Raw genomic sequence first — 26,666 nt, 5'->3', positions numbered from 1 at the left:
GACCCCCACCCCATGAATGATTCCAACCTGGACCTTGGCGTGGTCGGCAACGGCAGCTTCGGCGCGTTGATCGACCGCCACGCCCGCGTCGTGTGGAGCTGCCTGCCCACCTTCGACGGCGACCCCACCTTCTGCGCACTGCTGCAGCCCAACCAGCAGGTCGGTGGCGATTTCGCCATCGAACTGGAAGACATGGTCAGCAGCGAACAGAGCTACCTGACCAACACCGCCATCCTGCGCACCGTACTGCACGACAAGCACGGCGGCTCGCTGGAAATCATCGACTTCGCCCCGCGCTGGCGCCAGAACGATCGTTTCTACCGGCCGGTCAGCCTGATCCGCCAGGTGCGCCCGCTGGGCGGCAACCCGCGCATCATCGTGCGCGCCCGGCCGCTGGCGGACTGGGGCGCGCGCGTGCCCGAGGCCACCTGGGGCAGCAACCACATCCGCTGGGTGCTGCCCGACCACGTGCTGCGCCTGACCACCGACGTACCGCTGCGCTTCGTGCGCGATGAGCTGCCGTTCGTGCTCAGCCACCCGGTGCACCTGGTGCTGGGCGTGGACGAATCGCTGAACCGTTCGCTCAGCGGCTATGTGCAGGAATCCTTCCAGCGCACGCGCGATTACTGGCGCGAATGGGTGCGCTACCTGTCCATTCCGCTTGAATGGCAGGACGCGGTGATCCGCAGTGCGATCACCCTCAAGCTGTGCCAGTACGAAGACAGTGGTGCCATCATCGCCGCCATGACCACCTCCATTCCCGAGGCGCCGGGCAGCATCCGCAACTGGGATTACCGCTACTGCTGGCTGCGCGATGCCGCCTTCGTGGTGCGCGCGCTCAACCGCCTCGGTGCCACCCGCACCATGGAACAGTTCCTGGGCTACATCTTCAATCTCGCCACCGGCGATGGCAGCCTGCAGCCGCTGTACGGCATCGGCTTCGAGGCCAAGCTGGAAGAAAGCGAAGTGGCCTCCCTCGATGGCTACCGTGGCATGGGCCCGGTGCGGCGCGGCAACCTGGCCTGGGTGCAGCGCCAGCACGATGTGTACGGCAGCGTGGTGCTGGCGTCCACCCAGCTGTTCTTCGACCGCCGCCTGCAGGACCCCGGCGACGCCCACACCTTCGCGCGGCTGGAACCGCTGGGCGAACAGGCCTTCGCCCTGCACGACGTGCCCGACGCCGGCCTGTGGGAATTCCGCGGCCGCACCGAAGTGCATACCTACACCAGCGCGATGTGCTGGGCCGCCTGCGACCGCCTGTGCAAGATCGCCGTGCGCCTGAAGCTGGACCACCGTGCCGAGTACTGGCGCGACCGCGCCAACACCATCCACGCGCGCATCCTGCGCGAGTCCTGGAGCGACGAGCTGGGCCACTTCACCGACACCTATGGCGGCCACCGCCTGGATGCCTCGCTGCTGCTGCTGGCCGACATCGGCTTCATCGCCGCCGATGATGCGCGTTTCGTCGCCACCGTCGAGGCCATCGGCCGTGACCTCAAGCACGGCAACGCGCTGTACCGCTACGTGGCGCCGGATGATTTCGGCGAGCCGGAAACCAGCTTCACCATCTGTACGTTCTGGTACATCGACGCATTGGCCGCCATCGGCCGCCTGGACGAAGCGCGCGAGATGTTCGAAATGCTGCTCGAGCGCCGCAACCACCTGGGCCTGCTCTCCGAAGACCTGGCCTTCGACAATGGCGAGGCCTGGGGCAACTTCCCGCAGACCTATTCGCACGTGGGTCTGGTCACCGCCGCCATGCGGCTGTCGCGCAGCTGGCAGGAGGCCTCATGAGCCGCCTTGTCGTGGTGTCCAACCGCGTGGCCGCGCCCGGCGTGGCCGCCCCGGGTGGGCTTGCGGTGGGACTGCTGGCCGCGCTGAAGGAACGCGGTGGGCTGTGGTTCGGCTGGAGCGGCAAATCCGTGCGCGATGACAGCGGGGAGCTGCACGAGCAGACCGAGGGTGACATCCGCTACGTCACCATGGACCTGAACAAGCGCGACGTCGACGGCTACTACAACGGCTTCGCCAACCGCACCCTGTGGCCGCTGCTGCACTTCCGGCTGGACCTGGTGGACTATGACCGCGCCACCCGCGAAACCTACCGCCGGGTCAACGCGCTGTTCGCCGAAAAGCTGGCGCCGCTGCTGCGCGAAGACGACATCGTGTGGATCCATGATTACCACCTGATCCCGCTGGCCTCGCTGCTGCGCGAACGCGGCATCGGCTGCCGCATCGGCTTCTTCCTGCACGTGCCGATGCCCTCGGCCGACCTGCTGCAGGCCATGCCCGACCACCTGCGGCTGTTCTCCAGCCTGTACGCGTACGACCTGGTCGGCTTCCAGACCCAGCGCGACGCCGATCGCTTCCAGTCCTACGTGCGCCTGTTCGCCGGCGGCAAGGTGCTGCCCGATGGCCTGCTGGAAGCCCCCGGCGGGCGCCGTTTCCGCGCCGCCGCGTTCCCGATCGGCATCGATACCGCGCACATCGAACGCCAGGCCAAGGCCGGTGCCAACAAGCCGGCCGTGCGCGACCTGCGCAACAGCCTGCGCGACCGCCAGCTGGCGATCGGCGTGGACCGGCTGGACTACTCCAAGGGCCTGCCCGAACGCTTCCAGGGTTTCGAGCGCTACCTGCAACGCCACCCTGACCAGCGTGGCAGCCTCACCTACCTGCAGATCGCCCCGGTGTCGCGCGGCGATGTCACCGAGTACCGGCAGCTGCGCAGCCAGCTGGAACAGATCGCCGGCCACATCAACGGCGGCTTTGCCGAACCGGACTGGACCCCGCTGCGCTACGTGAACCAGAACTTCGCGCATGCCACCCTCACCGGCTTCTACCGCGCCGCCGCCGTCGGCCTGGTCACTCCGCTGCGCGATGGCATGAACCTGGTGGCCAAGGAGTACGTGGCCTCGCAGGACCCGGAAAACCCCGGTGTGCTGGTGCTGTCGCTGCTGGCCGGCGCGGCCGACGAAATGAAGCAGGCGTTGCTGGTGAATCCGCACGACCTGGATGGCGTGGCCGATGCCATCGCCACCGCCGCCACCATGCCGCTGCGCAAACGCGTGGAGCGCTGGCAGGCGATGATGGATCACCTGCGCACCCATGACATCAACCACTGGCGCCAGAGCTATCTGGAGGCACTGGAAAACGGCTGATTACGACATGCTGTCGGGCCAGAAATCTGTCGCTTCTGGCCTGAACTCGCACCCGCCATGCGCATCATCCGCTGTGATGCGCTCGTTTTAGGAGTGTGTCGCTTTCTGCACCCCCCGCCGTGGAAATCCCGATAAGCGAAGCGTGCCATTTAGATAGGCCTCCTAAATCGTCGGAAACTACGACCGATTCGCAACCTGCGACCCGCGCAACTTTCATTTTTCGTTGACAGGCCGTTCCGACATTGACTCCCGCAACGCCCGTGCATGCCGCAGGGGCTGGAACCGGGAATCGGATTGATGTCACTGCTGGATCGCTTCATCGAAGACACCGCCCTGCACATGGGCCTTGGCCACCGCGCGCGCAATCTGGTGGACGTGCTGGTCGATTACATCCGCGGCCTGCCGGGCGGCATCCATGGCCTGCGCCGTCGTTTCGATGCCGTGGGCCTGGGCAGCCGTTTTCCCGGTGATGAACGGCCCTCGCGGTTGCTGGCCAGCCAGCTGGAATGCGTGATCGGCCGCGAAGAGCTGGCCGTGCTGGCGCGGCGGGCCGCCTTCCCCACCGGCATGTTCGCGGTGGTGGCCTCCGACCTGCTGCCGGGCCTGCTGGATGTCCTGGAGCAGGAAGCCCGCAGCGCGCAGGCGCCCCATCCCGTGAAGCAGGCGGTGCCGCGAAGCCCTACCCTGCGCCTGGTACGGGGCACCGCTGCGCGAGGGCTGCTGTGGGTGATGGTAGCCGGCGTGCTGCTGTGCCTGACCGGCTGGATCCACCAGAAGACCCGGGTGAGTACCGGTGCAGCGCCGACCTATGCCGAACAGCAGCACCCGCCCCGGCTGTCGCTGGTGAACAGCGGCGGCGTGATCGACGTACGCGGCCGCCTGCCAGGCGAGGCCGACCGCCGCCGGGTATGGAGCGCGCTGGTGGCCCAGTACGGCCAGGGCGGGGTCACCGGCGACATCCTGCGCGACCCACAGGCACAGGCCCCGCGCTGGCTGGACCGGCTGGTGACATTGGCCCCGGTGCTGCGCCATCCCGGGCTTTCGCTGTCGTTTACCGGCGATGCACTGCACGTGGACATGACCCGGCTGCCGGAAGGTGACCGGATCGCGGTGTCCAATACCCTGCGCCGCGCGTTTGGCCACCTGCAGGTGAGCGGGCTGTGGGACGCGGGCCGGATCGCGCTGGCGCAGCTGCCGGCCCAGCCCGAACCGCACGCGCTGGTGGCGGCGTTGAACCAGGGCAAGGTCGGGTTCGAGCACAAGTCGCCGGTGCTGCGGGCCGATGGGCGCGACATGCTGCGGGCCAGTGCGCAGGCGATCCTGGCCGCCGGGCCCGGTGTGCGCCTCGAAGTGGGCGGGCATACCGACAGCCTGGGGGCTGCCGAAACCAACCTGCAGCTGAGCCAGCAACGCGCGGATGTGGTGGTGGCGGAACTGCAGGCGCTGGGGGTACCGGCCAGTGTGTTGGAGCCGCGCGGGTATGGCGAAGAACATCCGGTGGCCGACAACCGGTTGGAGAGCGGGCGGGATCGCAATCGTCGGATTGAATACAGCGTTCTTCGGTGACGTGCGCGTCCGCGCGCCTTCAATCGAGAAAGCGCGCCGCCTGCGCTGGTGTGGGCAGGAAACACTGCTCATGCCGGCCGAACCACCGGTACCGGTTGCGTGCCAGCGCGCGATACGCACGATCGCGCCACCCACGCGGCACCATCCTCAGCACGTGTGCGACCTTCCACGCCCCGCCCAACCCGGCCAGCACCCGCACGATGGCATCGGTATCGCTCCATGCCCGCCCGTGCTCCACCAGCAGGAACGACAACGGATCATCCGGATCCAGCCCGTGCTGCTGCAACAACGCGCGCCCATGCGCCCCCTGCATCGCCGCGAAACGGTAGCGCCCCCGCTGATCAAACCGCAGCAGGAACCGCACCCAGCGGCTGCAAAGCGCGCAAACGCCATCAAACACGATCACCGCCCCGGCATCGGGGCTCACGGCACCATCCACGCCAACGTCGCCATCCGCCCCGTCCGTCGATCCCGCCGATGCGAATAGAACCGCCCCGGCTCGGCAATCGTGCTCAGCTGCCCACCACTGATTTCGCCCGGGTCCACCCCGGCCGCCACCAGCCGCCGCCGCGCCAGCGCGTACAGATCCACCTTCCAATGCCCCGGGCGGGTGGCCACGAAGGCCTCCGCCGCCCCCGCATCCAGGTCCACGAACGCCGCGAACACGTCCGCCCCGATCTCGTACTCGGCCGGCCCGGCCGCCGGCCCCAGCCACGCCTGCAACCCGCCCGGCGGCGTACGCATCGCCGCCACCGTGGCTTCCAGCATGCCGTCGGCCAAGCCACGCCAACCGGCATGGGCGGCCCCGATCTCGCGGCCATCGCGCGCGGCCAGCACCACCGGCAGGCAGTCGGCGGTCAGGATCGCCAGCACCACCCCCGGCACCGAGGTCACCGCCGCATCGGCGGTGGGTTCGGCGTCAATGCCGCCCTCCACGGGTGGCGCATCAAACCGCAGCACCCCCGTGCCATGCACCTGGCGCAGCCAGTGGGGTGCCGAGGGCAGGCCCAGCCCGGCCTGCAGCAGCGCGCGGTTGCGCGCCACCTGGTCCGGGTCGTCGCCGTCGGCGGCGGTGCGGTTGCCCATGTTGAACTGGTCGAATGGCGCCTTCGAGCCGCCTGCGCCGTGGCGCAGGGTGGTCAGCGCATGCACCCCGGGCGCGGCCGCCCAGTCGGCGGCCAGCACCGGCAGCAGCGCGGCGTGCGGCGAATCAGGGGCCACGGGCGCAGCCATCAGCGGCGACCGCGTTCCAGCTCGGTGAAACGCTTGGTGTCTTCACGCAGCGCGTCCAGCAGCGCCACCATGTCGGCCGGCAGCGGCGCGCTGTTGCGGATCGGCTCACCGGTGATCGGGTGGGCGAACTCCAGCGTTTCAGCATGCAGCGCCTGGCGCTTGAAGCCGCGCAGCTGCGCGACCAGCTCGTCGGTGGCGCCCTTGGGCAGCTTCAGCGCGCCGCCGTACAGCGAATCGCCCACGATGGCGTGCTTGAGGTGCGCCATGTGCACGCGGATCTGGTGGGTACGCCCGGTTTCCAGGCGGCACTCCAGCGCGGTGTGGGCGCGGAAGCGCTCACGCAGGCGGTAATGGGTCACCGCGTCCTTGCCGTCCTCGCGCACCGCCATGCGGATGCGGTCGCGCGGGTGGCGGTCGATCGGCGCATCGGCGGTACCGCCGGAGACCAGCGCGCCCACCACCACCGCCAGGTACTGGCGGTGCACGTTGCGCGCGGCCAGCTGCTCCACCAGCGCGGTCTGCGCCTGGATGGTGCGGGCCACCACCATCACCCCGCTGGTGTCCTTGTCCAGGCGGTGCACGATGCCCGCGCGCGGCAGCACCGACAGGCCCGGGTCGCGGAACAGCAGCGCGTTGACCAGGGTGCCGGTGGGGTTGCCCGCACCGGGGTGGACCACCAGGCCGACCGGCTTGTTGATCACATAAACGTGTTCATCCTCGTACAGGATGTCCAGCGGGATGTCCTCGGGCTCGGCGTGGGTCTGGGTGTCGAGCACGACATGCAGGCTGGCCACCTCGCCGCCGCGGACCGGGTCGCGCCCGCGCACGGGTTCGCCGTCCAGCAGCACGTCCCCGGACTTGATCCACTCGCTCAGCTTGGAGCGGGAGAATTCGGGGAACAGGTCGGCCAGCACGGCGTCAAAGCGCCGCCCGGCGGCGGTATCGGGCACGACGGCCTGACGGGTGGATTCGGTTTCAGAAGCGTTATCGGACATGGGGAGCACACCGCAGGAAGACAAATTGGGGGTCCCGGCGACCAGTTTCAGTCGCAGGACAGGCCACTAGGCTATCATCGACCCTTCGTATTCCAGCCGCGTCCCGCCCTGACCCCATGATCCGACGCTCTTCCCTGCTGTCCGCGCCCGTCCGCACCGCGGCCCTGATGCTGGTCCTGGCCCTCGTTTCCACCGGCTGCCACCGTGGCGCCAAGGGTGACAACCCGGAAGAAGGCCAGCCTGTCGAAACGATCTACGACAAGAGCCACGGCCTGATGCAGAAGGGCAACTGGAGTGGCGCCGAAGCCACCTTCCGCCGCCTGATCGCCCAGTACCCGTACGGCCCGTACACCGAGCAGGCGATGATCGAAACCGCCTACGCCCAGTACAAGGCCGGCAAGCACGATGACGCGGTGTCGAGCATCGACCGCTTCATCCGCACCTACCCCACCCACCGCAACATCGCCTACATGTACTACCTGCGTGGCCTGGCCAACAGCAACCGCAACACGGTGTTCCTGCGCCGCGTGTGGTCGCTGGACCCGAGCCGCCGCGACCTGTCCACCCCGCGCCAGGCCTACGCCGACTTCAACATCGTGGTCGAGCGTTACCCCAACAGCCGCTACGCTGCCGATGCACGCAGCCGCATGCTGGAGCTGCGCGACGTGTTCGCCCAGCATGAGCTGGACAACGCGCTTTACTACCTGCGCCGCGAGGCCTACGTCTCCGCCGCTGGTCGCGCCAACTACCTGCTGGATACCTACCCGCAGAGCGCGTTCCAGTACGACGCCGTGGCCGCCCTGGGCGAGGCCTACACCCACCTGGGCAACAAGACCCTGGCCGACGACGCCCGCCGCGTGCTGGAGCTGAACCAGCCCGAGCACCCGTGGCTGCAGGGCAACTGGCCGAAGTATCCGTGGATGGTGCGCAAGCTGAACCCGTTCGCCGGCGAGAAGTCCGCCAGCACCGGCCAGCGCAACGCAACGATGAATCGCCGCTGATACCAGCGCGGCGCTGAAACAGAAAAAGGGTCCCTTGCGGGACCCTTTTTTGTTTTCGGGGTTGGGCGGTTAGAGCCCAGCTACGCCGCGGGTCGGCACCGGGGTTATCCGGCCATGGCAATCCTTCTCCGTGGACCAGGCACTGAGCGTCACCCGGGGTATTGACGGCGCGGAGGATGCGCCGTGGTAGTCGCGCGCAGGGAGCGAGGGCTTCAGTATCGAACGCGGGCCCGCCTGCAGCGAAGGAAGCTGCGTGGGCATCACTTGGAATCGCCCGCGCTGTTCAACGGGCAGGCTTTCCTGGCGCCGGTTGAAGAGCGAGGTGATGTGCGTAGTACCGGCCGGTGCCTGCCTGAGGCAGGCACCCATGTCGTAGTCCACGGGCCGCACGACGGCCGGTGCCTGCAGCGGCGGATGGTTACGGACCTGGCACGGCTCCGGCCGTGCGGCGAATGCCGTCGTCACCACGTTACGTGGGACATCGGCCGGACGCGTGCAGGGGGGTAAACAGATCATGGGGCAGCTCCTGGGGGAATCGCCCAGCATCACCCGCCCGCCCTGCCCGCGCTTCCGGGTTTCGCTCAGCCCTTGTAGCCGTTGCTGATCGGGTAGCGGCGTTCGCGGCCGAACGCGCGGCGCGACACCTTCGGGCCCGGGGCGGCCTGGTGGCGCTTCCACTCGCTGGTGCGCACCAGCCGCAGCACGCGGTCCACCACGTCGGCGGCGTAACCGGCCGCGACGATCTCCTCGCGCGACTGCTCCTGGTCCACGTAGCGGTACAGGATGCCGTCCAGCACGTCGTAGGCCGGCAGCGAATCCTGGTCGGTCTGGTTGGCACGAAGTTCGGCCGACGGCGGCCGGGCGATCACCGCCGGCGGGATCACCGGCGCGCCGCCCACGGTGTTGCGCCACTTGGACAGGCCGAATACCTCGGTCTTGTACAGGTCCTTCAGCGGCGCATAGCCGCCGCACATGTCGCCGTAGATGGTGGCGTAGCCGACCGCGTATTCGCTTTTGTTGCCGGTGGTGAGCAGCAGGCCGCCGAACTTGTTCGACAGCGCCATCAGGATCACGCCACGCGCGCGCGACTGCAGGTTCTCCTCGGTCACATCCGCCGGCTGGCCCTCGAACATCGGGCCGAGCGCGATCATCAGGCCTTCGAACACCGGCTCGATCGACACCGCTTCCAGCTTCACGCCCAGCGCGCGGCACTGCTCTGCGGCCAGGTCGTTGGACATGTCGGCGGTATAGCGCGAGGGCAGCCGTACCGCGGTGACGTTGTCCGCGCCGAGCGCGTCCACCGCCATCGCCAGCACCAGCGCCGAATCGATGCCGCCGGACAGCCCCAGCCACACCTTCTTGAACCCGTTCTTGCCGCAGTAGTCGCGGATGCCGCGGGTCACCGCGCGCCAGGCCAGCGCATCCATGCTTTCGTCGCCGTCGTCCATCCACTCGCGCGGCAGGAAGCGGCGGCTTTCGGCGTCGTAGTCCACCACCAGCCACTGGTCGGTGAAGGCTGCTGCGGCCGGGTGCACGGTGCCATCGCCATCGGCCACGACCGATGCGCCATCGAAGGTCAGCGCGTCCTGCCCGCCGACCATGTTGACGTACAGCAGGGCCGCGCCGGTTTCGCGGGTGCGCTCGGCCAGCAGCGCGTCGCGCTGGGCGTGCTTGCCGCGTTCGTATGGGGATGCATTGGGGATCACCACCAGCTCGGCACCGCTGCGCACGGTATCGGCCAGCGGTTCGGGGAACCACAGGTCTTCGCAGACCAGCACGCCCACGGGTACGCCCTTCAGCTCGAACACGCAGCTGCCGCCATCGGGGTCGATATCGAAGTAACGGCGTTCGTCGAACACCGCGTAGTTGGGCAGTTCGCGCTTGCGGTAGGTGTGCAGCACCTCGCCGTCGCGCAGCACGCTGGCCGCGTTGTAGACCACTGCGCCGGTGGCCTCGGGCCAGCCGACCACGGCGGTGATGCCCTGGGTGCTTTCGGCGATGCGGGCAAGTGCCTGCTGGCAGTCGTACAGGAAGCGCGGGCGCAGCAGCAGGTCTTCGGGCGGGTAGCCGCTGATGGCCAGCTCCGGGAACACCACCAGCTCGGCGCCGAACTCATCGCGCGCCTCGGCGATCATCGCGATGATGTTGTCGGTGTTCTGCGCGACCGCGCCCACCGGAAAATCGAACTGGGCCATCGCGATGCGGATCGACGTCATGGGGTGAAGCCTGTGGTTGCGATGCCCCATTGTAGCGCTGGTGGTTCGGCGGACTGCAAAAGCAGAAAAGCCGCCCCTTGGGGCGGCTTTTCTTTTGCCGACTAACAGTCGGCACTACGCATCCTTGGCTGGCGCGCTTATTTCACCAGCTTGGCGATGGCGGCGCCCAGGTCGCCCGGCGAGCGGACGGTGACCACACCGGCAGCTTCCATGGCGGCGAACTTGCCTTCAGCGGTGCCCTTGCCGCCCGATGCGATCGCACCGGCGTGGCCCATGCGCTTGCCGGCCGGAGCCGAAGCGCCCGCGATGAAGCCGACGACCGGCTTCTTCACGTGGTTCTTGATGTACTCCGCACCAGCTTCCTCGGCGTCGCCGCCGATTTCGCCGACCATGATGATGCCTTCGGTCTGCGGGTCTTCGTTGAACAGCTTGAGGCAGTCAACGAAGTTCAGGCCGTTGATCGGGTCGCCACCGATACCGATGCAGGTCGACTGGCCCAGGCCCACTTCCGTGGTCTGCTTGACCGCTTCATAGGTCAGGGTGCCCGAACGCGACACGATGCCGATCTTGCCCGGCTTGTGGATGTGGCCCGGCATGATGCCGATCTTGCACTCGCCCGGGGTGATCACGCCGGGGCAGTTCGGCCCGATCAGCACGGTGTCCGGATGCGAACGGGTCAGCACGTTCTTCACGCGCAGCATGTCCAGCACCGGAATGCCTTCGGTGATGCACACGATGACCTTGATGCCGGCAGCCGCAGCTTCCAGGATCGCGTCAGCCGCGTACGGCGGCGGCACGTAGATGACCGAAGCGTTGGCGCCAGTGGCCTGCACGGCGTCGGCAACGGTGTTGAAGACCGGCAGGTCGATGTGGGTCGTGCCGCCCTTGCCCGGGGTCACGCCGCCAACAACCTGGGTGCCGTACTCGATCATCTGAGTGGCGTGGAAGGTACCCTGCTGGCCGGTGAAGCCCTGCACGATCACCTTGGTGTTCTTATTGATCAAAACAGACATTGTTATTCCTTCGGTGTCGGATCAGGCGGCGTTCTTGACAGCTTCAACGACCTTCTTGGCACCGTCGTTGATGTTGTCGGCCGGGATGATGGCCATGCCGCTGTCACGCAGCAGCTGCTTGCCTTCTTCCACGTTGGTGCCTTCCAGGCGCACCACGACCGGAACCTTGACGCCCACTTCCTTCACAGCGGCGATGATGCCTTCGGCAATCATGTCGCAGCGGACGATGCCGCCGAAGATGTTGACGAAGATGCCTTCGACCTTGTCCGAAGACAGGATCAGCTTGAACGCTTCAATGACGCGCTGCTTGTTCGCACCGCCGCCCACGTCCAGGAAGTTCGCCGGCTCGCCGCCGTTGAGCTTGATGACGTCCATGGTGGCCATGGCCAGGCCGGCGCCGTTGACCATGCAGCCGATGTTGCCGTCCATGGTGACGTAGTTGATGTCCAGCTCCGAAGCGGTCACTTCGGTTTCGTCTTCCTGGGTCTTGTCGCGCATGGCGACCAGGGCCTTCTGACGGAACGCGGCGTTGTCGTCGCTGTCGAACTTGCCATCCAGCGCGTACAGGTTGCCGTCGTCCAGGATGGCCAGCGGGTTGATTTCAACCAGCGCCAGGTCCTTTTCGTTGAACAGCTTGTACAGGTTCACCATGATGCTGGCGAACTGGCCGGCCTGCTTGGCGGTCAGGCCGAGCTTGAAGCCGAAATCGCGGCCGTGGTAACCCTGCACGCCTTCAACGAAATCAACGTTGAGCGAGTGGATCAGCTCCGGGGTTTCAGCAGCCACCTGCTCGATCTCCACGCCGCCTTCCGAAGAAGCGATGTAGGTGATGGTCTTGGTGCCACGGTCAACCAGCACCGACAGGTACAGCTCCTTGACGATCTCACCGGCGGTGGTCACCAGCACCAGGTTGACCGGCAGTTCAACGCCAGCGGTCTGGTAGGTGGCCATCTTGGTGCCGAGCATCTTGGCCGCAGCGGCCTTGACGTCATCGGTGGTCTTGCAGAACTTGACGCCGCCAGCCTTGCCGCGACCGCCCGCATGGATCTGCGCCTTCACCATCCAGGGGCCCTGGCCCAGGGAGTTGGCAGCTGCGACGGCTTCATCGGGGGTTGCCGCGACCTTGCCGGCCGGGACGGGAATGCCGTACTCGGCAAGCAGCTGTTTTGACTGGTATTCGTGGAAATTCATGCGTCACCGTGGGAATAGGAACGACCGCACGCACGGACCGCGGCGGGCCCACTATTGTGGACGACCCGGCGGCGCGGCGCAAAGAAACCGGGCCCCGGGCGTGAAGAGGGGGAGATTTCCACCTTCATTCAGGCAGTTGCGCCCGGGCCGCCCCCCCGGGGGTGGGTCGGGAATGGTCAAAATGCGCGGCTCGGGGCCCAAACCTATGCCTATACTGGGCCCAGCCAGAAGGGGAGTTCCGGCGTGTCACCCAGTGCTTCATTGATCGACCGCATCGAGTCCATGCCGAAGCGGGAGCTGTACTTTTTCGCCCTCTACCGGGTCCTGATCGCAGCGGTCATCGCCGCCCTGCTGTTCAGCCCATTGAGCGCGATGGTGGGCGAATCCACCCACCCGCAGCTAGCCGCCGTGGTCAGCGGCAGCTACCTGGCGCTGTCGCTGCTGATCCTGGTGGCCGGCCGCAACGACCGCTGGCTGCGCCCGATCGTGGTGGGCAGCGTGCTCATCGACATCGTCGCCACCGTGCTGCTGGCCCACGCGCTGCCCGGTGCCAGCGCCGGCCTTTCCATGGCCCTGCTGTTCAACATCGCCGCTGCGGCCACCCTGCTGCCGCTGTCGCTGGGCCTGAGCCTGGCCCTCACCGCCAGCGCCGCCACCGCCGGCGAATACGTCTGGAACCTGCTCGAGAACGGCGAGCCCAACCGCACCCTGGCCGAACTGGCCATGTTCATCACCAGCTTCCTGGCCCTGGCCTTCGTCAGCTACCAGGTGGGCAACCGCGCCCGCCGCAACCAGCAGTTGGCCAACCAGCGCGGCGCCGAAGTCGCCAACCTGTTCGAGATCAACGAACTGATCATCCGCCGCATGCGCACCGGCGTGCTGGTGGTCGATGGTGCCAACCGCATCACCCTGGCCAATGAGGCCGCCGCCACCCTGATCGGCGACAACGACGGCAACAGCGGCAGCGGCCTGCTGGAACTGGGCAGCGCCGCGCCCGACCTGAGCCGCCGCCTGCAGCGCTGGCGAAATGGCTGGACCAACGAAGAGACCCCACTGCAGCTGTCGCCCGACCAGCCTGAAGTGCAGCCGCGCTTTGCCCGCCTGCTGGCCGGCAGCGACCTGACCCTGGTGTTCCTGGACGATTCCACCGTGGTCTCGCGCCGCGCCGAATCGCTCACGCTCTCGGCCATGGGCCGGTTCTCCGCCAGCCTGGCCCATGAGATCCGCAACCCGCTGGCAGCCATCAACTACGCCGCCCAGCTGCTGGAGGAATCCACTGCCATTGGCGATACCGACCGCCGCCTGCTGCAGATCATCCACCAGCAGTGCCAGCGCACCAACGGCATCGTGGAAAGCGTGCTGGGGCTGGCCCGGCGCGAGCGGGCCAACCCGGAAAACCTGGACCTGGCCGCCTTCGTGCGCCGCTTCGTGCTGGAGTACAAGCAGAGCCTCACGCTGGAAACCGACAGCATCGAGCCGATCATCAGCGAGTCTTCCGTGCATGGGCTGGTCGACCCGCGCCACCTGCACCAGATCCTCACCGTGCTGGTGCACAACGCCTTGAAGTACGGCCGCACCGGCCAGGACCCGGCCCGCGTACGCCTGCGTGTGGCGCGCCAGGACCGCAATGCGGTGATCGACGTGATGGACCGGGGCCCCGGCATTCCCGAATCGGTGGCCAGCCAGCTGTTCCGCCCGTTCTACACCACCTCCGAGCACGGCACCGGACTGGGCCTGTATATCGCCCGTGAGCTGTGCAAGGGCAACCAGGCCAGCCTGGAGTATGTCTCGGTGCCCGCCGGCGGTGCCTGCTTCCGGTTGGTACTCCCCGGGCCGCACACCATGCGGCCGCAATGACGCGCTACCCTGCAGGCGTCAATAGTTTGTCGTTTTCAACCGCACTCGGCTATCTTTCCCCCATATGAACGAAAACCGCAGCGCCCTCGTCGTCGACGACGAACGCGACATCCGCGAACTGCTGGTACTGACCCTGGGCCGCATGGGCCTGCGTATCAGCACCGCGGCCAACCTCGCCGAAGCGCGCGAGCTGCTGGCCAGCAACCCCTACGACCTGTGCATCACCGACATGCGCCTGCCCGACGGCAACGGCATCGAGCTGGTCACTGAAATCGCCCAGCACTACCCGCGCACCCCGGTGGCGATGATCACCGCGTTCGGCAGCATGGACCTGGCGGTGGAAGCGTTGAAGGCCGGCGCGTTCGATTTCGTCAGCAAGCCGGTGGACATCTCGGTGCTGCGCGGGCTGGTCAAGCATGCGCTGGAACTCAACAACACCGAACGCCCCGCCCCGCCGCCGCTGACCAGCGACACCACCGCACGCCTGCTGGGCGAATCGGCGGCGATGGATGGCCTGCGCGCCACCATCACCAAGGTCGCCCGCAGCCAGGCGCCGGTGTACATCCTGGGCGAATCGGGCGTGGGCAAGGAACTGGTGGCCCGCACCATCCACGGCCAGAGCGCACGTGCGGCCGGCCCGTTCGTACCGGTGAACTGCGGCGCCATTCCATCGGAACTGATGGAAAGCGAATTCTTCGGGCACAAGAAGGGCAGCTTCAGCGGCGCCCATGCCGACAAGCCGGGCCTGTTCCAGGCCGCCCATGGCGGCACTCTGTTCCTGGATGAAGTGGCCGAACTGCCGCTGCAGATGCAGGTGAAGCTGCTGCGCGCGATCCAGGAAAAGTCGATCCGCCCGGTGGGCGCGGCCACCGAAGTGCCGGTGGATGTGCGCATTCTTTCTGCCACCCACAAGGACCTTGGCGACCTGGTGGAAGATGGGCGGTTCCGCCACGACCTGTATTACCGCATCAATGTGATCGAACTACGCGTGCCGCCGCTGCGCGAGCGCCGTAGTGATCTGCCGCAGCTTGCGGCTTCGATCCTGGCCCGGTTGGCCCGTACGCATGGGCGGCCCACTCCGCTGCTGGCGCCGTCGGCGCTGGAAGCGATGGGCACGTATCACTTCCCGGGCAACGTGCGCGAGCTGGAAAACATTCTGGAGCGTGCATTGGCGCTGGCCGAGGGTGACACCATCGGGGCGAGCGATCTTCGGTTGCCGCAGCAGGGTGTGCCGCGGCATGGTGGAGCTCCCGTGGCAGCGCATGAAGAAGCGGTGGTGGATCTGCCGGCGGGGAGCGGTGCCCTGCCTTCTTATATCGAGCAGATGGAACGCACCGCGATTCAGAAGGCACTGGAAGAGAACCGCTGGAACAAGACCCGGACTGCCGCGCAGTTGGGCATCACGTTCCGCGCGTTGCGGTACAAGCTGAAAAAGCTGGGAATGGATTGAACCCGTAGAGCCACGCCCTGCGTGGCTGAGACGCACCGACCAACCCAACCGCTCAAGGGACAGGTCCACCAGACATCCCGCTGGACACGCACGGCGTGTCGCGACAGACACGAACCCGCGTAGCAACACGCCATGCGTGTCCCACGTAACGCCAGACTCCCTGTCGCCAACGCCCCAACAAAACCGCACCGCCGTCGCACTACCGCCCCCACCCGGGTCGCTAGCGACAACCTGTTGGCATCGCCTATCAAACCCGGCAAAACCAACAGACAGAATCGATTGGCTACCGACCCCACCACGGCGCATGGTGGGGACGGAGCTTCGAAACTCCTGATGTGTGCAAAATTATGGACGTCCCATGCCGGGAGGGTGGCTAATACAAGACCCCTCAACGGGGGAAATACGCCACGCCGCTCGCACGCATGCGGTTTCGAACCTCCCGGCTCCCTTGCCGCAATGGCAAGGGAGATTTTCCCCTCGGAGGCTCCCCATGCGCTCGCCACGCAATACCCCCCTCTTCCCCGAACTGCTGCTGCCCACGGCCGACCGACCGCGCCACTACACCGTGCGCGCACACACCTACGCCTGGATGGACACCTTCAACGGCGGCACAGTCCCATGCCTATCGATACACGGCCGTTGGCTTGAGAGCGCCGGCTTCAAAGTCGGCGCAAGCGTGAGCATCGAAGCAACCCAGGGCCAACTGATCGTGAGCCTGATCGAGTACCCCGAAGAAGCGCGGCGAAGCACCTCCACGGCCTTCGAGAAACACGTCGCCAAGCTGGGCCGCACCACCCCGGACAGCCGAATCATCGTCGAGCACCCCGGCTGGCTGGTGCGCGAACTCATCCTCGCCCCGATGGGCGCTTCCACCCTGGACTTCGCCCACGCCATCGGCGTATCGCAGGACTTCGCTGAGTGCTTTCTCGCCGGCGACCAGGACGTGGACATCGATCTGGCCCAACGTCTTGGGCCGTTCTGTCGAACTTCGCAGGGCTTGTGGCTGGACCTACAACTTAAGCACGGCTCAATCCGCTAACCGGCGCCCAGCCGTAGACCCACGCCCTGCGTGGCTATCCTTGCCAGTAATTGCGCACGATGATGCCGAAGGATGATTGGACTATGCCGCTACTCAGCGGTGAGTCAGCGCTACTGACTTGGCTACCACCTCTATAAATCCATCTCTCAAGTACAGTCGTACGATCCCCCGGTTTGAATCAACCTGACATGATTGAATATTGCCGCACTCGTCTTGGCTAGACAGGCTACTCATAGCGACCGTAGCAAGACAGGAACTGACATCATGAAAAGTAATCCTTGCCTGCACCCTCGGGGCGGCTTTCGAGCGGCCCCTGACCATGACAATAACGTGGCACGAGCAACTGCCTGGCGACATGGTCATCTTCAGAAGCTGCGACTCATCGAAGTCGAGCTCACCTAGTCCAGTTAGAGAATCAGGGAGGGCGGCACAACCCTCGCCTACGTTGAGGCTCGCCAACGCCCCTTTGTCGCCTAGCGCTAATGAGCGAGAAGAACATTCGATTAGCCCGCCGGCTAAGTAGAATCTCGCCACTCCGGCATCGACATCGAGACGGCAATTCTGGACATTGCCCGCCCAGCTTTCCTCTGCCAGGGCGCTGAAGTCGAGCCTCACTAAGCAGTTTCCGACCTCCTTGAACAGGCACGAGCGATGCAATTCGCCTTGGCTCTCGCCGGAATCCGGAAGCTTTACTGAAACCTCGACGGATCGATCCTCGATTGAGAGCACGACATCACCAACAACGGCGTCGTGAAGCTCAACGGCAACCAATTGAGAAAGATGGCTCAACATACCGACACTATCCTCCTATCAGCCAAAGTATAAAAGCGCCAATAACGATCATGGTGCCGCCGACTGTCGCCGACTTAGACCCCGGCGTTTGATCTAACCCGTTGAACTGAGGCCCCGACTGGCGCTCCGGAGCGGAGGAAGGAGCACCGGCAAATCCGTTTCTTATCGCACATTCCTTGATATGGCGTGGAGCATCTTCCCATCTGCCATCATGGGATTCATCTCCATTCTCACCGCAAACCCCCTGTTCGCCGCTCTTGCATTTCCAGTGCAGATGACGGACGCGCTGGCCTGTTTTGATGTCTAGGCGGAAGTCCACCCTGATTGTGCAACCCCTCCCGCAATCAATAGTCTGGCCGCTTACGTGGTCACCCAGCTCTCTATCAGCCAGCCCATAGATATCTGAGCGCAGCAACGGGTTCGCCGAACCGTATCCGTACGTCGCCGGCCCGACCAGATGACCAAGGGGATCGCTCTGCGCGTATCGACCTGCCGCTGGATCATAGTCCCGATAGTAGTTGTAGCTGAGACCACTCGCACCGTCATGCCGCTGCCCCGGAAAACGAAGATCAAGCGACTGGGAAACCCCGTCCTGGTCGGGATCTTCCGACACCGGTCCCTGGCCAAATGCTTCACCCAGCAGGCTCCATCGCCAAACCGCCGCGTTACGCTCAGGATCGATCACCGCCCGTGGCGAACCCAGGTGGTCGGCTTCGATGTACAGGACCGTTCCCGACTGGATCAAGCCCACTGGCTTTGAGTTCAGCCAGACTATCTGCTGGTCGGGCAGGCCACTGGCGTCGTATGAGCCAAGCCACTCCCCACCCTCACCATGCAGATGCAGCTTCTTCACAGCGCCAGAACGCTGCAGAATCCGCTGCCCCGCGCCATTGTGACGATAGAGGACTTGAGCAGAGCCGGCACGGGATGCGGAGCCGAGCCGGCCGGCGAGGTCATACACGTACTGCCACTCACCGCCTATGGCTAGCGTATTCCCCACCGCATCATACGCGCGGGGGACGCCATCCACTGATGCCAATCGATGGCTATCCGCCGGGTATGCGTATGTCTGCGTTCCTGCTGAGTTTCCGAACGACAGGCGATTACCAGTCGCATCGTAGCTGTACTCCTCGATGGCAACGCCCGACTGCGCGTCCTTGAATGCCGTCAGTCGCCCCATCGCGTCGTAGTCCAGAGTCGCGCCCTGCCCCTGCGGTCCGCCGTCAGTCAACGACGCGATGTTGCCGGCGCCATCGAATCCGAAGGCCACGTTCAACCCGTCGCGGTCGTCGCTGATGGTCAGCGGTCGGTAGTCCTCGTCATAGCTGCGATCCAGGCGGCGGCCGTTGCCGAATGTCCAGGATTGCTCCGGCCCGAAGGGCAGCATCTGCACGCCCTGCAGCAGCACCTCACGGGTGCCGCCTGCCGGGGTGACCCCCACGCTGTTGACGTGGCCGAGGGTGTCGTAGCCGTAGTCCACGAGACTGCCGTCTGGATACGTCATCGACTGAAGACGCCCCGACGGTGCGTAGGCATAGTGCAGCACCAACGCCTGCCCTTCAACCACCTGTACGCGACGTACCAGATCCCCGACCGGGCTGTAGCAGTAGTCGGTACGGCCGCTGGGATCGATCATGCTGGAAAGGCGGCCTATGCCCGCACGCTCACCGGCCGGGCATTGGCTTGATGGCTGGTCGTAGACATACTGGATATCGGCAGCGGGGTCGGCGAAGCGCACGGCCGTGGTGCGGCCTATGGCGTCATACTCGTATTGCGCCGTGACTCCACGGGCATCTGTACGAGTCAGCGTATTGCCGAGGCGGTCGTAGGTGAACTGGGTGATGCCGGTATCGGGGCTGGTCTGGGTGACAAGCTGGCCGAAGCCATCGTAGGCGTAGGTGGTCGCCAAGCCCTTGGGATCGACCACCCGCTCAACCTGACCGTTCGCCGCGTACTCATAACGCATCTCGGCGTTGATGCCGCCCAGGTCATCGATCTGCCTGGTCGGCCGCCCCACGCCATCGTACGTGCTCCTGGATATCGTACCGACTGGATTTTCTGTCTCCAGCAGATTGCCCACGGCGTCGTAACGCAGCTGGGCAGCATGGCCGGATGCCCCGGTTACCCGGGTCATACGGCTGGCGGTGTCGAACAGGCGGTCCAGCACACGCCGCAGCACGCCACTGCTGTCGCGTACTTCCTCGCGCACCCGGTTGCCCGCTCCATCCAGCACGTAGTTGATGCGGTTGCCTGCCGCGTCTTCCACGCTGGTGAGGCGGTCGGCGGTGTCGTAATGCATCCGGGTCCAGACACCGTCGGGCTGGGTAACGCGGGTCAGCTTGCCGGTGGAGTTGTACTCGTAGAGCCGGATTCGATCATTGGCTGGCACGTCGCCCTTGATCGTTTCGGCAAGGACTCGGGCGTTGTGGTCGAACAGCTGCTCCACCACCACACCGTCAATGCCACGGACCTGCACGGCGCGACCGAAGGCGTCGTACTCCAGGTACTCGGTGCGGCGGCCGAGCGGATCAATCTCCGCGCGCAGGTCGCCCTTGCGGAAGCGGCACTCACCGTTGGCATCGCAGCCGGAGTCATTGGCGGCATGGTAATCGAAGCGGGTGATGGCGCCGGCTGGGTTGACAGCCGTGAGCTGCAAGCCGGGCAATGGGCAGAGTACGGGGTTGGCAGCTGCGTCTGCTTCGGTGCAATAGGTGTTCTGCGACTGACGCACGTTGATGGGCGCCGTGACCGAGGAGCCGCAGACATAGTCGGTTGGTAGGTTGGCGTCGTATTGGCAAGAAAACAGTACGTGGCCCTGGGTGTCGTATGCCTGGCGATGCAGGGAGATGAGCTGTTCGCCGCCGGTGACCTTCTGACTCACGCGCTCCTCCACGACGCGGTTGTTTGCATCACGGGTGGAGCGGGTGGTGCGGCCGATGGCTTCTTCAGTACGGATGACGACCTGTGACACCTCGCCACTGGAATCTACGTATGACCAATTTGTGCGATTCCCGGCTGCATCCAACTGCGAGCTGCGCCGCCCGAAGCCGTCTACGATCTGTGAGCTCGCGCCCCTTGAATCCACCGTCCTTGTAATTGCGCGGAACTCACTTCCACCGATCTCAAGGCTGCTCACCTCACCCAGCTCGTTGGTCGTAGTTACGGTCCGGTCTGCGTTGTAAGTGATCGTCCCGGCATCAACCGGCTGCCCCCCTGCGACCAGATAACTACCTACTACCTTGCCATCTGGCCCATATAAGAAAGTCGCGTAGCGCGTGCCCCCCTCGATGATGCCGGTCATGAGATGTGGGAACGACAAAGGCGCGTACCCGGCTTCGCCGTAAACGTATGTCCTGGTTGATCCGTCAGGCCGAGTGACCTTCGTCAGATTTCCGTGGCCGTCGTAGGTGTACTCTGCGGTTGAGCCATCCGGGAGCGCGATGGAAGACAGGTGTCCACCTTCGTACTCAAACGTAAGCTCGCGCCCCGTACCGTCTTTGATGCCTTGGATCCGAGACATCTGATCGTATGCAATGGTGACGCTGGTCTCCGGATCCCCTGTGGTGACCGCTCCGAGCCGCCCATCCGGGAGGTATGAGCGGACGCTTCCATCGGCCTTTATAAGCTCTGCTCCACCCGTCGCGCCGACTTGAACCAGCTCACCATACGCCTGATTCCCTCGGCCGGCATACGAATAGGACTGAAGGTAGCCCGTTTCATCTATACGAACCCGCCTCGTAGACATCATGAAGTCGGCGTAATTGTGTGACCAACCAGCCCCAAGCTCGGGATAAACCTGAAGCTGATTCAGCGAGTGATAGTGACGCGTGAAGTCGCGGCCTGCAAAATTGAAGTCGATCTCTGACCTCGCCTTATCACCGGTTGCCGGGAAACAGGGATTCTTTGTGGTCGCTGCGGAGCAAGTCTGCGTAGTTTTCCACTGCATGATTTCCTGGGGCGGCATCGTTGGCTCGCAAAGCATGGGCCACTGCAAGCCGCTCCCCCAAGAGTGGTAGGCCGGGTTGTCTGCATACTTCGGCTTAAAGCCTAAGGGACAGTCGAAAGACTGCATCTTTACGATATGGTGCATCCGAGAGTCGGGGGCATCCCATCCTGGGCACTGAATGGTGTAACGGAAGTTGCGCTCCGCAGCACCCAAAGTGCTCTTGAATCCGATCATCCCATAGCCATAAAAGTTGCGCACCGTCGCATAAGGGTCCGCATGATGGCCGTCATACCCTTGCTCTACGAACGTACAACTTGGCCATAACGAGCGGTACCTTGCCATCGCCCCCGCTACACCCTCCGCTTCATCAGCACACTTTTGAGGTTCATGCGGATCTGCTGCCGGGCTGCATATTCCATCGCTGGCCTGCATGCTGCCAACGATGTAACCCGGCGGATACATCACGCTAGGCTCGTGGTCGTTGACCTTGTACTCGATCCTGAGTACGGGACCTGAGACCGAATCCATATAGTGCTGGGTCTTGCCCTTTATCCATAGGCTCCCATACGGACCCGCGTTCGCCCGAAGCTCCGCTTCAGCCTGGTGTAGGGTGGGATAGCAGGATCCCTGATAGCAGAATCGAGGGTCCTTTTCCTGCGCTCGCACGACGCCGGCACCCGTCACTGATGCTATCGCGAGAAACACCACAAGGATTAGCCGCAGTCTGTCGCGGAGTGTTTTGCGCAGGCCACCCGAATCACGCCTATCGTGGTCTGCTTGTGTGGTAGGCAGAACCAATCTTATGAGCACAACCACCTCCATGTGGGTAACAATTGTCCGCCAGCCTTCAAGGCCTGAGGATGGTCTGAGAAGCATTGTCGCCAATGCACCGGTTGAAAATTGTGCGGAGAGTCTCAGACTGCCTCGTCACTGCGGAAGGCAATCACCCTGACCCGTTGGTACTGAATTGCGTAGGTTTGAACCTGCCCAGCTCAAGCGGGCGCCAAGAAACGACAGTTTACTCGCACTTGGAAGTTCCCTATGTCACGCCCCCTCGCCGTCATTACACCGATGATCAGAAGGCCCACGCCGCGTACTCGCAATGGCTGTGGCTGGAACAAAAGCACCGACCAGTGCGGTGGACCCGCGCCCCATGCCGTTGCTCGTTCCCATCGACCGCCTCCATGGAAGATTGGGGGACGACACGGAACCTTTCACAATCAGCTGGATGGCGTCGCTAATGATGTATCCAAAGATGAAGGATCGAAGTCATCTGGCGCCAACCTCAGCCAGACGTCATAACGAGAATCCGGGCTAAAAAATGGCCGGACAGAAACACAATCACCAACCTTCGATGCGCCAATCCACTTCTCAATGAAGGTCGCGAGACCGAGCAGTTCGGACAAGGGACCGGCAATCCAGTGATCGTCGATGATCGCTGAACTCCAAGTGCCAATTTCCAAGTACTCATGTGGCCCCAGGTTGCGGTGGCAGGAGAACCAGTCATTCTCAGAATCAGCGGCATACTCACGTATAGCGGCTACAAACGAGTGCAACCCTTTGGCGGAACCATTGATGTTCCACCGCCTCGAGACCTCATCCAGTTGATAGTGAAATCCGAGCCGCCTCCATTCGGACCGATACCACTCATCTGAGAAAATCATCAATTTCCACCCCGTCTACATGTCACTTCCATTTTATGTCACCTGGCTGCCAACGCCTTCCATCAGGGAAGTAGTCCCACTTTTCACCGTTCCCGTCTGTGTAGCCCCAGTGAGGCCCTTTGGGCGGTGGATGCCCAAAGTCTGGGTGGAGCTTACCGCCCGTATTTGGATTGACCCAGTTCCCCTTCGAGCTTCCCGGCGGACCGTTGCCCTTCCATTCCCAATCTTTACCAGGACACTGCGACCCGATCAGTTTCAATTGCGGGAGGCGACCTTGGCCCGACTGGCGGCATTTGATGGTCTTGGAATTTGCGATCGCTGCGGCGAGCAGAGGCATCCCGTTGCGATGCAACTGTGCGCTAGTGCTCAGACCATGGCAACCAGACGCATTGTCAAAAAAAGGCGCCCCGCATCGCGGGGCGCCATCAAGAGGTTATTGCACCCGCGTTTCCGCCGGTCGCATTGCCAACCAAGCGAGTAGCCTCAGCGAAGAATTTGCCTGCGCCTTGCTATCGAGGTTCAGCCAGTAGCGCTGCAACAACTGCTTTGCGGTAGTCGAATCACCTTCTGCCAGCGCCGCGTACTGCATTGAACCCATGATGTAGGGGCCGGAGACAGGATCTCGCACGAGATTCTTGCCATGGGGACCGTCGAACAGCGAGAGCCCCGTTCGAATGACATCGACATTGCGCCCTTCCGATACGGCGGCCACGAAATCCAGCGCCGCCCTTACCGTCTCGTCTTCAACGGAACAACGCAGCCATTCAGGCTTGCCCCACAAGCGCTCGAGCCGCGCTGGATCAAGATGGGCAGTGGTCTCCGCCGCCAAAGAGAAAATCAGGGTGGCACTGCGTTGCGGTCGGCTGTCAAGGTCACAGGTCGATGCAAAACCACGAAGGGCATCAACCTGCAGGTCATCAAGATCGGACATGCTCTTTGTTGGCGCCTTACTACCTTCAACCAACGTCGCAAAGACCTCGTGAGCTGCCTCGGTCTGGCGTGACGATACCAACCCCAATCGAGCGATCCCCTCTGGCAGGGGTCCAGATCGCGGTGAAGCCCCGCCAAGCCAGCGACTTACAGGCCAAGGCGCGGCTCCAAGGGCGGCAAAATCGGTAACCTGGGCCCGTTCGAAGCGCGCTTGTGGTGCCTGCAGCTTAAGGATCGGATACATGTCCGAGTTGAGCCTGTACGGATAAAGCGTCAGATATCCCTGCAGACCCGTTCGATTCATGACCTGCGTGCTCTGCAAGGCGGCAAGGTCAGTTACACCAATGCGAGAGAGCTCAGCAGCGAGTAGCGGTTGCTCGAAAATGGAACCGCCAAGTTCGGGGACCTCACCATGCGGAGAGGCAACCAGAATGAGATCGTTCTCATTGGCGATATAGGCTTTCACATCCTTGAAATTGGCAAGCATTGCCGACAGGACGGAGTTGACCAGATCAGGGGATATCTCGTAAAGCTGCAGCCACTGGACAAACAGCCCATCCTCATTCAGCTGCTTGGGAATGTACTGGTAGAACTCGGTACCAAACAGCGATGCGGTTCCACCCACCCAGGGGTTGGACGGCTCTGAAATGATCAAGTCATACTTTTGGGGGACTGACGCGAAGTAAGCCTTTGCGTCATCGATGATTACGTTGGAACGGGGGTCAGTGTACGCACGGGATACGCGAGAGCCAAACGCACGCGCCCCTTCGACCATCGCAGGTTCGATCTCAACAGTATCGACGCTTCCAACCTTGGCGTGCCCCATCAAGGTGTGCGTAGTCAGCCCCGATCCAAATCCGATCACACCAATACGGTCATAGTGATCTCGCATGGACAGAGGAACTGCCGCAAGAAGCAGCATTGTGGACTCGTCGGCGGTGGCCGCCTGACCCAAGGATGCCGCCATGCCGGCATCAACCTTGCCGTTGGTCGAGATCATGCGAACTTCTTGACCCTTCTCACCCGTTTCAAAGGCGGCCACAGTTGCCGTCTTACCGTCCTTGACGAACATTGTCCGGGTACCGCCGCCCAGCACGGTCGTACCATGACGATACACCGACGAGTTGAGGACCAGCGGATCAAAGGTCACCAGCCAAGCTGACGCAACCACGGCAAGCGCAGAAATGGCGGCAGCAGGAAACACTACCGGCGCGCGCGAAGCGGTCTCCGACCGTGCAAATTTCGCAAGCAACACCAAGCCAAGCGCAATATCCACCATGGCAGCACTGAGCAGCGCGAACTTCAACCCCAGCAACGGCATCAACACGTGAACAGCCGCCAGGACGCCGACAATTGCGCCAATCGTGTTGTATGCGTATGCCTGGCCGATTGACTTTTCGCCATGACCTTGCCGTAGCAATGCCAAGGTAAGCAGCGGAAGCGTCATGCCTGCAAAGAATGCTGCCGGGAACATGACGAGCAATGCAATGCCAGCGCTGGCCAGATTGAACAGGCCATAGCCTTCGGCAGTATGCGTGATGACCTTCATTAGCCAGCCGACCCATTCGAAGGCGCTGGCGTAGACGAACATCGAGCCCAAGGCCGCAATACCCATCCACACTTGAATCCAGCCCGCGGTCACCAGCGGGGACAACAGGCTATCGGCTCGATTCTTCAGCCACAGGCCACCCATGGCGATTCCGAGAATGAACGCCGCCAGCATCAGTTCGAAGGAGTGGATGGTCGTACCCAAGGCCAGCGACAACATTCGGATCCAAGTGATCTCGTACACGAACGAGGCGGCACCGGTGAGGCCGGCCACGGCCAGGATCAGCAGGGGCGGCGAAGTTGCCCTCCCCGACGATGGAGCAATGGATTCAGTGAATTCGCCTTGAGGCTCGGACGCCGCGCGGCCAGATGCCGGCAAAGAAACGTCCCGCTTACTGAGTGGGTACACCATCACCGCAACCAGAATGTTGATCAGGCCGGCAGAGAAGACGGTGCCCGGCATCCCGATGGCAGGCAACATCACATAGGTGGACGCAAGCGCACCAATAGCCGCACCGAGGCTATTAGAGAAATAGAGGCCGGCGAGGACGCGACCTTCCGCGTGCTCCCGTAAACGGATGTAGCCTGCGCTCATCAGGGGGAAGGTGGCGCCCAGCAAAATACACTGCGGCAATACCATTGCGGCAGCCAGTACCCAGCGAGCGTGCTGAAGCTGGCTGGCTGGCAGCATGGGCAGCAACTGATCGTACGCCCACCCCGTAAGGCCTTGATAAATCCCGTCGAAGCTGAGCCCGAGCAGACCGATGACCACCTCGATGATGGCGTAAGCAAGCAATGGTCGCCGGACCCGACTGCTCCAGCGGCTCACCAGCCATGCGCCGATCGCCATCCCGCCCATGAACAGGATCAGGACCAGCGACTGCGCGTAGGAAGAATGCCCGAGGAAGAGCCCCAGATACTGCGTCCAGATCGACTGGTAGATAAGGCCCGAGAATCCGGACAGCACGAATATCCACAACAGCCACGTACCTGCCCTGCTCTTCACCAACGCCATGCGTGTATCCCCGTTGCGTCTTGCCAGGCCAAATGGCCTGTCATCATGTCTG

The 26,666-nt window shown here is 64.0% G+C and carries 18 protein-coding genes; 7 read left to right on the top strand and 11 right to left on the bottom strand.

Annotated elements, in window-relative coordinates; all coding sequences use genetic code 11:
• Positions 1-12: 12 nt before the first annotated feature.
• From QE395_RS04345 to QE395_RS04335, 3 genes are all read left to right on the top strand, one after another.
• A complete protein-coding gene (locus tag QE395_RS04345; protein ID WP_095363648.1) occupies positions 13-1,794 on the top strand; it encodes a glycoside hydrolase family 15 protein in 1,782 nt (593 codons plus the stop codon).
• Positions 1,791-3,158, top strand: coding sequence for an alpha,alpha-trehalose-phosphate synthase (UDP-forming) (gene otsA, locus QE395_RS04340; RefSeq protein ID WP_095363647.1), 1,368 nt, complete (start codon positions 1,791-1,793; stop codon positions 3,156-3,158). The genes QE395_RS04345 and otsA overlap by 4 nt, the downstream gene beginning before the upstream one ends.
• A gap of 297 nt (positions 3,159-3,455) precedes the next feature.
• Positions 3,456-4,724, top strand: a complete 1,269-nt coding sequence (locus QE395_RS04335; RefSeq protein WP_306987651.1) for an OmpA family protein — start codon at positions 3,456-3,458, stop codon at positions 4,722-4,724.
• 19 nt (positions 4,725-4,743) lie between these two features.
• Here QE395_RS04335 and QE395_RS04330 read toward each other — a convergent pair whose 3' ends face one another.
• Genes QE395_RS04330 through rluD form a run of 3 tightly spaced genes read right to left on the bottom strand, consistent with a single transcriptional unit; the run spans position 4,744 to position 6,952 of the window.
• Positions 4,744-5,151 carry a thiol-disulfide oxidoreductase DCC family protein gene (locus QE395_RS04330; RefSeq protein WP_306987650.1) on the bottom strand — a complete coding sequence of 136 codons (408 nt, stop codon included), beginning with the start codon at positions 5,149-5,151 and terminating at the stop codon, positions 4,744-4,746.
• Positions 5,148-5,957, bottom strand: a complete 810-nt coding sequence (gene pgeF, locus QE395_RS04325; RefSeq protein WP_095363645.1) for a peptidoglycan editing factor PgeF — start codon at positions 5,955-5,957, stop codon at positions 5,148-5,150. Before pgeF ends, QE395_RS04330 begins: the two co-directional genes overlap by 4 nt.
• Entirely contained in the window at positions 5,957-6,952 is a 996-nt protein-coding gene (gene rluD / locus QE395_RS04320; protein WP_068853790.1) for a 23S rRNA pseudouridine(1911/1915/1917) synthase RluD, read from the bottom strand. Before rluD ends, pgeF begins: the two co-directional genes overlap by 1 nt.
• A 116-nt stretch (positions 6,953-7,068) precedes the next feature.
• On the opposite strand from rluD, the gene QE395_RS04315 reads away from it, so the two are divergent.
• Positions 7,069-7,953, top strand: a complete 885-nt coding sequence (locus QE395_RS04315; RefSeq protein ID WP_095363644.1) for an outer membrane protein assembly factor BamD — start codon at positions 7,069-7,071, stop codon at positions 7,951-7,953.
• A gap of 69 nt (positions 7,954-8,022) precedes the next feature.
• On the opposite strand, the gene QE395_RS04310 is transcribed toward QE395_RS04315, so the two are convergent.
• From QE395_RS04310 to sucC, 4 genes are all read right to left on the bottom strand, one after another.
• Complete coding sequence (locus tag QE395_RS04310; RefSeq protein WP_306987649.1) at positions 8,023-8,469, bottom strand: hypothetical protein; 447 nt, start codon at positions 8,467-8,469, stop codon at positions 8,023-8,025.
• Between the two features lie 65 nt (positions 8,470-8,534).
• Entirely contained in the window at positions 8,535-10,169 is a 1,635-nt protein-coding gene (locus QE395_RS04305; protein ID WP_306987648.1) for an NAD+ synthase, read from the bottom strand.
• Positions 10,170-10,306: 137 nt separating this feature from the next.
• On the bottom strand, positions 10,307-11,182 hold the full coding sequence (gene sucD, locus QE395_RS04300) for a succinate--CoA ligase subunit alpha (RefSeq protein WP_093533719.1): 876 nt from the start codon (positions 11,180-11,182) through the stop codon (positions 10,307-10,309).
• 21 nt (positions 11,183-11,203) lie between these two features.
• Positions 11,204-12,373, bottom strand: a complete 1,170-nt coding sequence (gene sucC / locus QE395_RS04295; protein ID WP_068853794.1) for an ADP-forming succinate--CoA ligase subunit beta — start codon at positions 12,371-12,373, stop codon at positions 11,204-11,206.
• Positions 12,374-12,616: 243 nt separating this feature from the next.
• Between sucC and QE395_RS04290 the strand changes: the two genes are divergently transcribed.
• The 3 genes from QE395_RS04290 (at position 12,617) to QE395_RS04280 (ending at position 16,719) form a co-directional block, all read left to right on the top strand.
• Positions 12,617-14,230: a HAMP domain-containing sensor histidine kinase gene (locus tag QE395_RS04290; protein ID WP_184126716.1), complete on the top strand. Its 1,614-nt coding sequence runs from the start codon at positions 12,617-12,619 to the stop codon at positions 14,228-14,230.
• A 64-nt stretch (positions 14,231-14,294) separates the two neighbouring features.
• Complete coding sequence (locus QE395_RS04285) at positions 14,295-15,680, top strand: sigma-54 dependent transcriptional regulator (RefSeq protein ID WP_068853796.1); 1,386 nt, start codon at positions 14,295-14,297, stop codon at positions 15,678-15,680.
• A 490-nt stretch (positions 15,681-16,170) separates the two neighbouring features.
• Positions 16,171-16,719, top strand: a complete 549-nt coding sequence (locus tag QE395_RS04280; protein WP_306987647.1) for a SymE family type I addiction module toxin — start codon at positions 16,171-16,173, stop codon at positions 16,717-16,719.
• 93 nt (positions 16,720-16,812) lie between these two features.
• Here QE395_RS04280 and QE395_RS04275 read toward each other — a convergent pair whose 3' ends face one another.
• From QE395_RS04275 to QE395_RS04260, 4 genes are all read right to left on the bottom strand, one after another.
• On the bottom strand, positions 16,813-17,511 hold the full coding sequence (locus tag QE395_RS04275) for a hypothetical protein (protein WP_306987646.1): 699 nt from the start codon (positions 17,509-17,511) through the stop codon (positions 16,813-16,815).
• 7 nt (positions 17,512-17,518) lie between these two features.
• On the bottom strand, positions 17,519-22,279 hold the full coding sequence (locus QE395_RS04270) for an RHS repeat-associated core domain-containing protein (protein WP_306987645.1): 4,761 nt from the start codon (positions 22,277-22,279) through the stop codon (positions 17,519-17,521).
• A 398-nt stretch (positions 22,280-22,677) separates the two neighbouring features.
• On the bottom strand, positions 22,678-23,121 hold the full coding sequence (locus QE395_RS04265; protein ID WP_306987644.1) for a hypothetical protein: 444 nt from the start codon (positions 23,119-23,121) through the stop codon (positions 22,678-22,680).
• 433 nt (positions 23,122-23,554) lie between these two features.
• Positions 23,555-26,614 carry a spermine synthase gene (locus QE395_RS04260; RefSeq protein ID WP_306987643.1) on the bottom strand — a complete coding sequence of 1,020 codons (3,060 nt, stop codon included), beginning with the start codon at positions 26,612-26,614 and terminating at the stop codon, positions 23,555-23,557.
• Between the last annotated feature and the right edge of the window lie 52 nt (positions 26,615-26,666).

This window comes from Stenotrophomonas sp. SORGH_AS_0282, from assembly GCF_030818125.1.
In the GTDB taxonomy this organism is placed as follows: Bacteria; Pseudomonadota; Gammaproteobacteria; order Xanthomonadales; family Xanthomonadaceae; genus Stenotrophomonas; species Stenotrophomonas rhizophila_A.
The sequence above is the reverse complement of the archived record's forward strand: the minus strand, read 5'-3'. Positions and strand labels throughout refer to the sequence as shown.

Bases quoted from the DNA above. Each gene is read 5' to 3' on its own strand.
- otsA (WP_095363647.1), top strand. From the start codon at position 1,791: ATGAGCCGCCTTGTCGTGGTGTCCAACCGCGTGGCCGCGCCCGGCGTG.
- QE395_RS04285 (WP_068853796.1), top strand. From the start codon at position 14,295: ATGAACGAAAACCGCAGCGCCCTCGTCGTCGACGACGAACGCGACATC.
- pgeF (WP_095363645.1), bottom strand. From the start codon at position 5,957: ATGGCTGCGCCCGTGGCCCCTGATTCGCCGCACGCCGCGCTGCTGCCG.
- QE395_RS04315 (WP_095363644.1), top strand. From the start codon at position 7,069: ATGATCCGACGCTCTTCCCTGCTGTCCGCGCCCGTCCGCACCGCGGCC.
- sucD (WP_093533719.1), bottom strand. From the start codon at position 11,182: ATGTCTGTTTTGATCAATAAGAACACCAAGGTGATCGTGCAGGGCTTC.
- QE395_RS04310 (WP_306987649.1), bottom strand. From the start codon at position 8,469: ATGATCTGTTTACCCCCCTGCACGCGTCCGGCCGATGTCCCACGTAAC.
- QE395_RS04275 (WP_306987646.1), bottom strand. From the start codon at position 17,511: ATGTTGAGCCATCTTTCTCAATTGGTTGCCGTTGAGCTTCACGACGCC.
- QE395_RS04260 (WP_306987643.1), bottom strand. From the start codon at position 26,614: ATGGCGTTGGTGAAGAGCAGGGCAGGTACGTGGCTGTTGTGGATATTC.
- QE395_RS04335 (WP_306987651.1), top strand. From the start codon at position 3,456: ATGTCACTGCTGGATCGCTTCATCGAAGACACCGCCCTGCACATGGGC.
- rluD (WP_068853790.1), bottom strand. From the start codon at position 6,952: ATGTCCGATAACGCTTCTGAAACCGAATCCACCCGTCAGGCCGTCGTG.
- sucC (WP_068853794.1), bottom strand. From the start codon at position 12,373: ATGAATTTCCACGAATACCAGTCAAAACAGCTGCTTGCCGAGTACGGC.
- QE395_RS04265 (WP_306987644.1), bottom strand. From the start codon at position 23,121: ATGATTTTCTCAGATGAGTGGTATCGGTCCGAATGGAGGCGGCTCGGA.
- QE395_RS04305 (WP_306987648.1), bottom strand. From the start codon at position 10,169: ATGACGTCGATCCGCATCGCGATGGCCCAGTTCGATTTTCCGGTGGGC.
- QE395_RS04270 (WP_306987645.1), bottom strand. From the start codon at position 22,279: ATGGAGGTGGTTGTGCTCATAAGATTGGTTCTGCCTACCACACAAGCA.
- QE395_RS04345 (WP_095363648.1), top strand. From the start codon at position 13: ATGAATGATTCCAACCTGGACCTTGGCGTGGTCGGCAACGGCAGCTTC.
- QE395_RS04280 (WP_306987647.1), top strand. From the start codon at position 16,171: ATGCGCTCGCCACGCAATACCCCCCTCTTCCCCGAACTGCTGCTGCCC.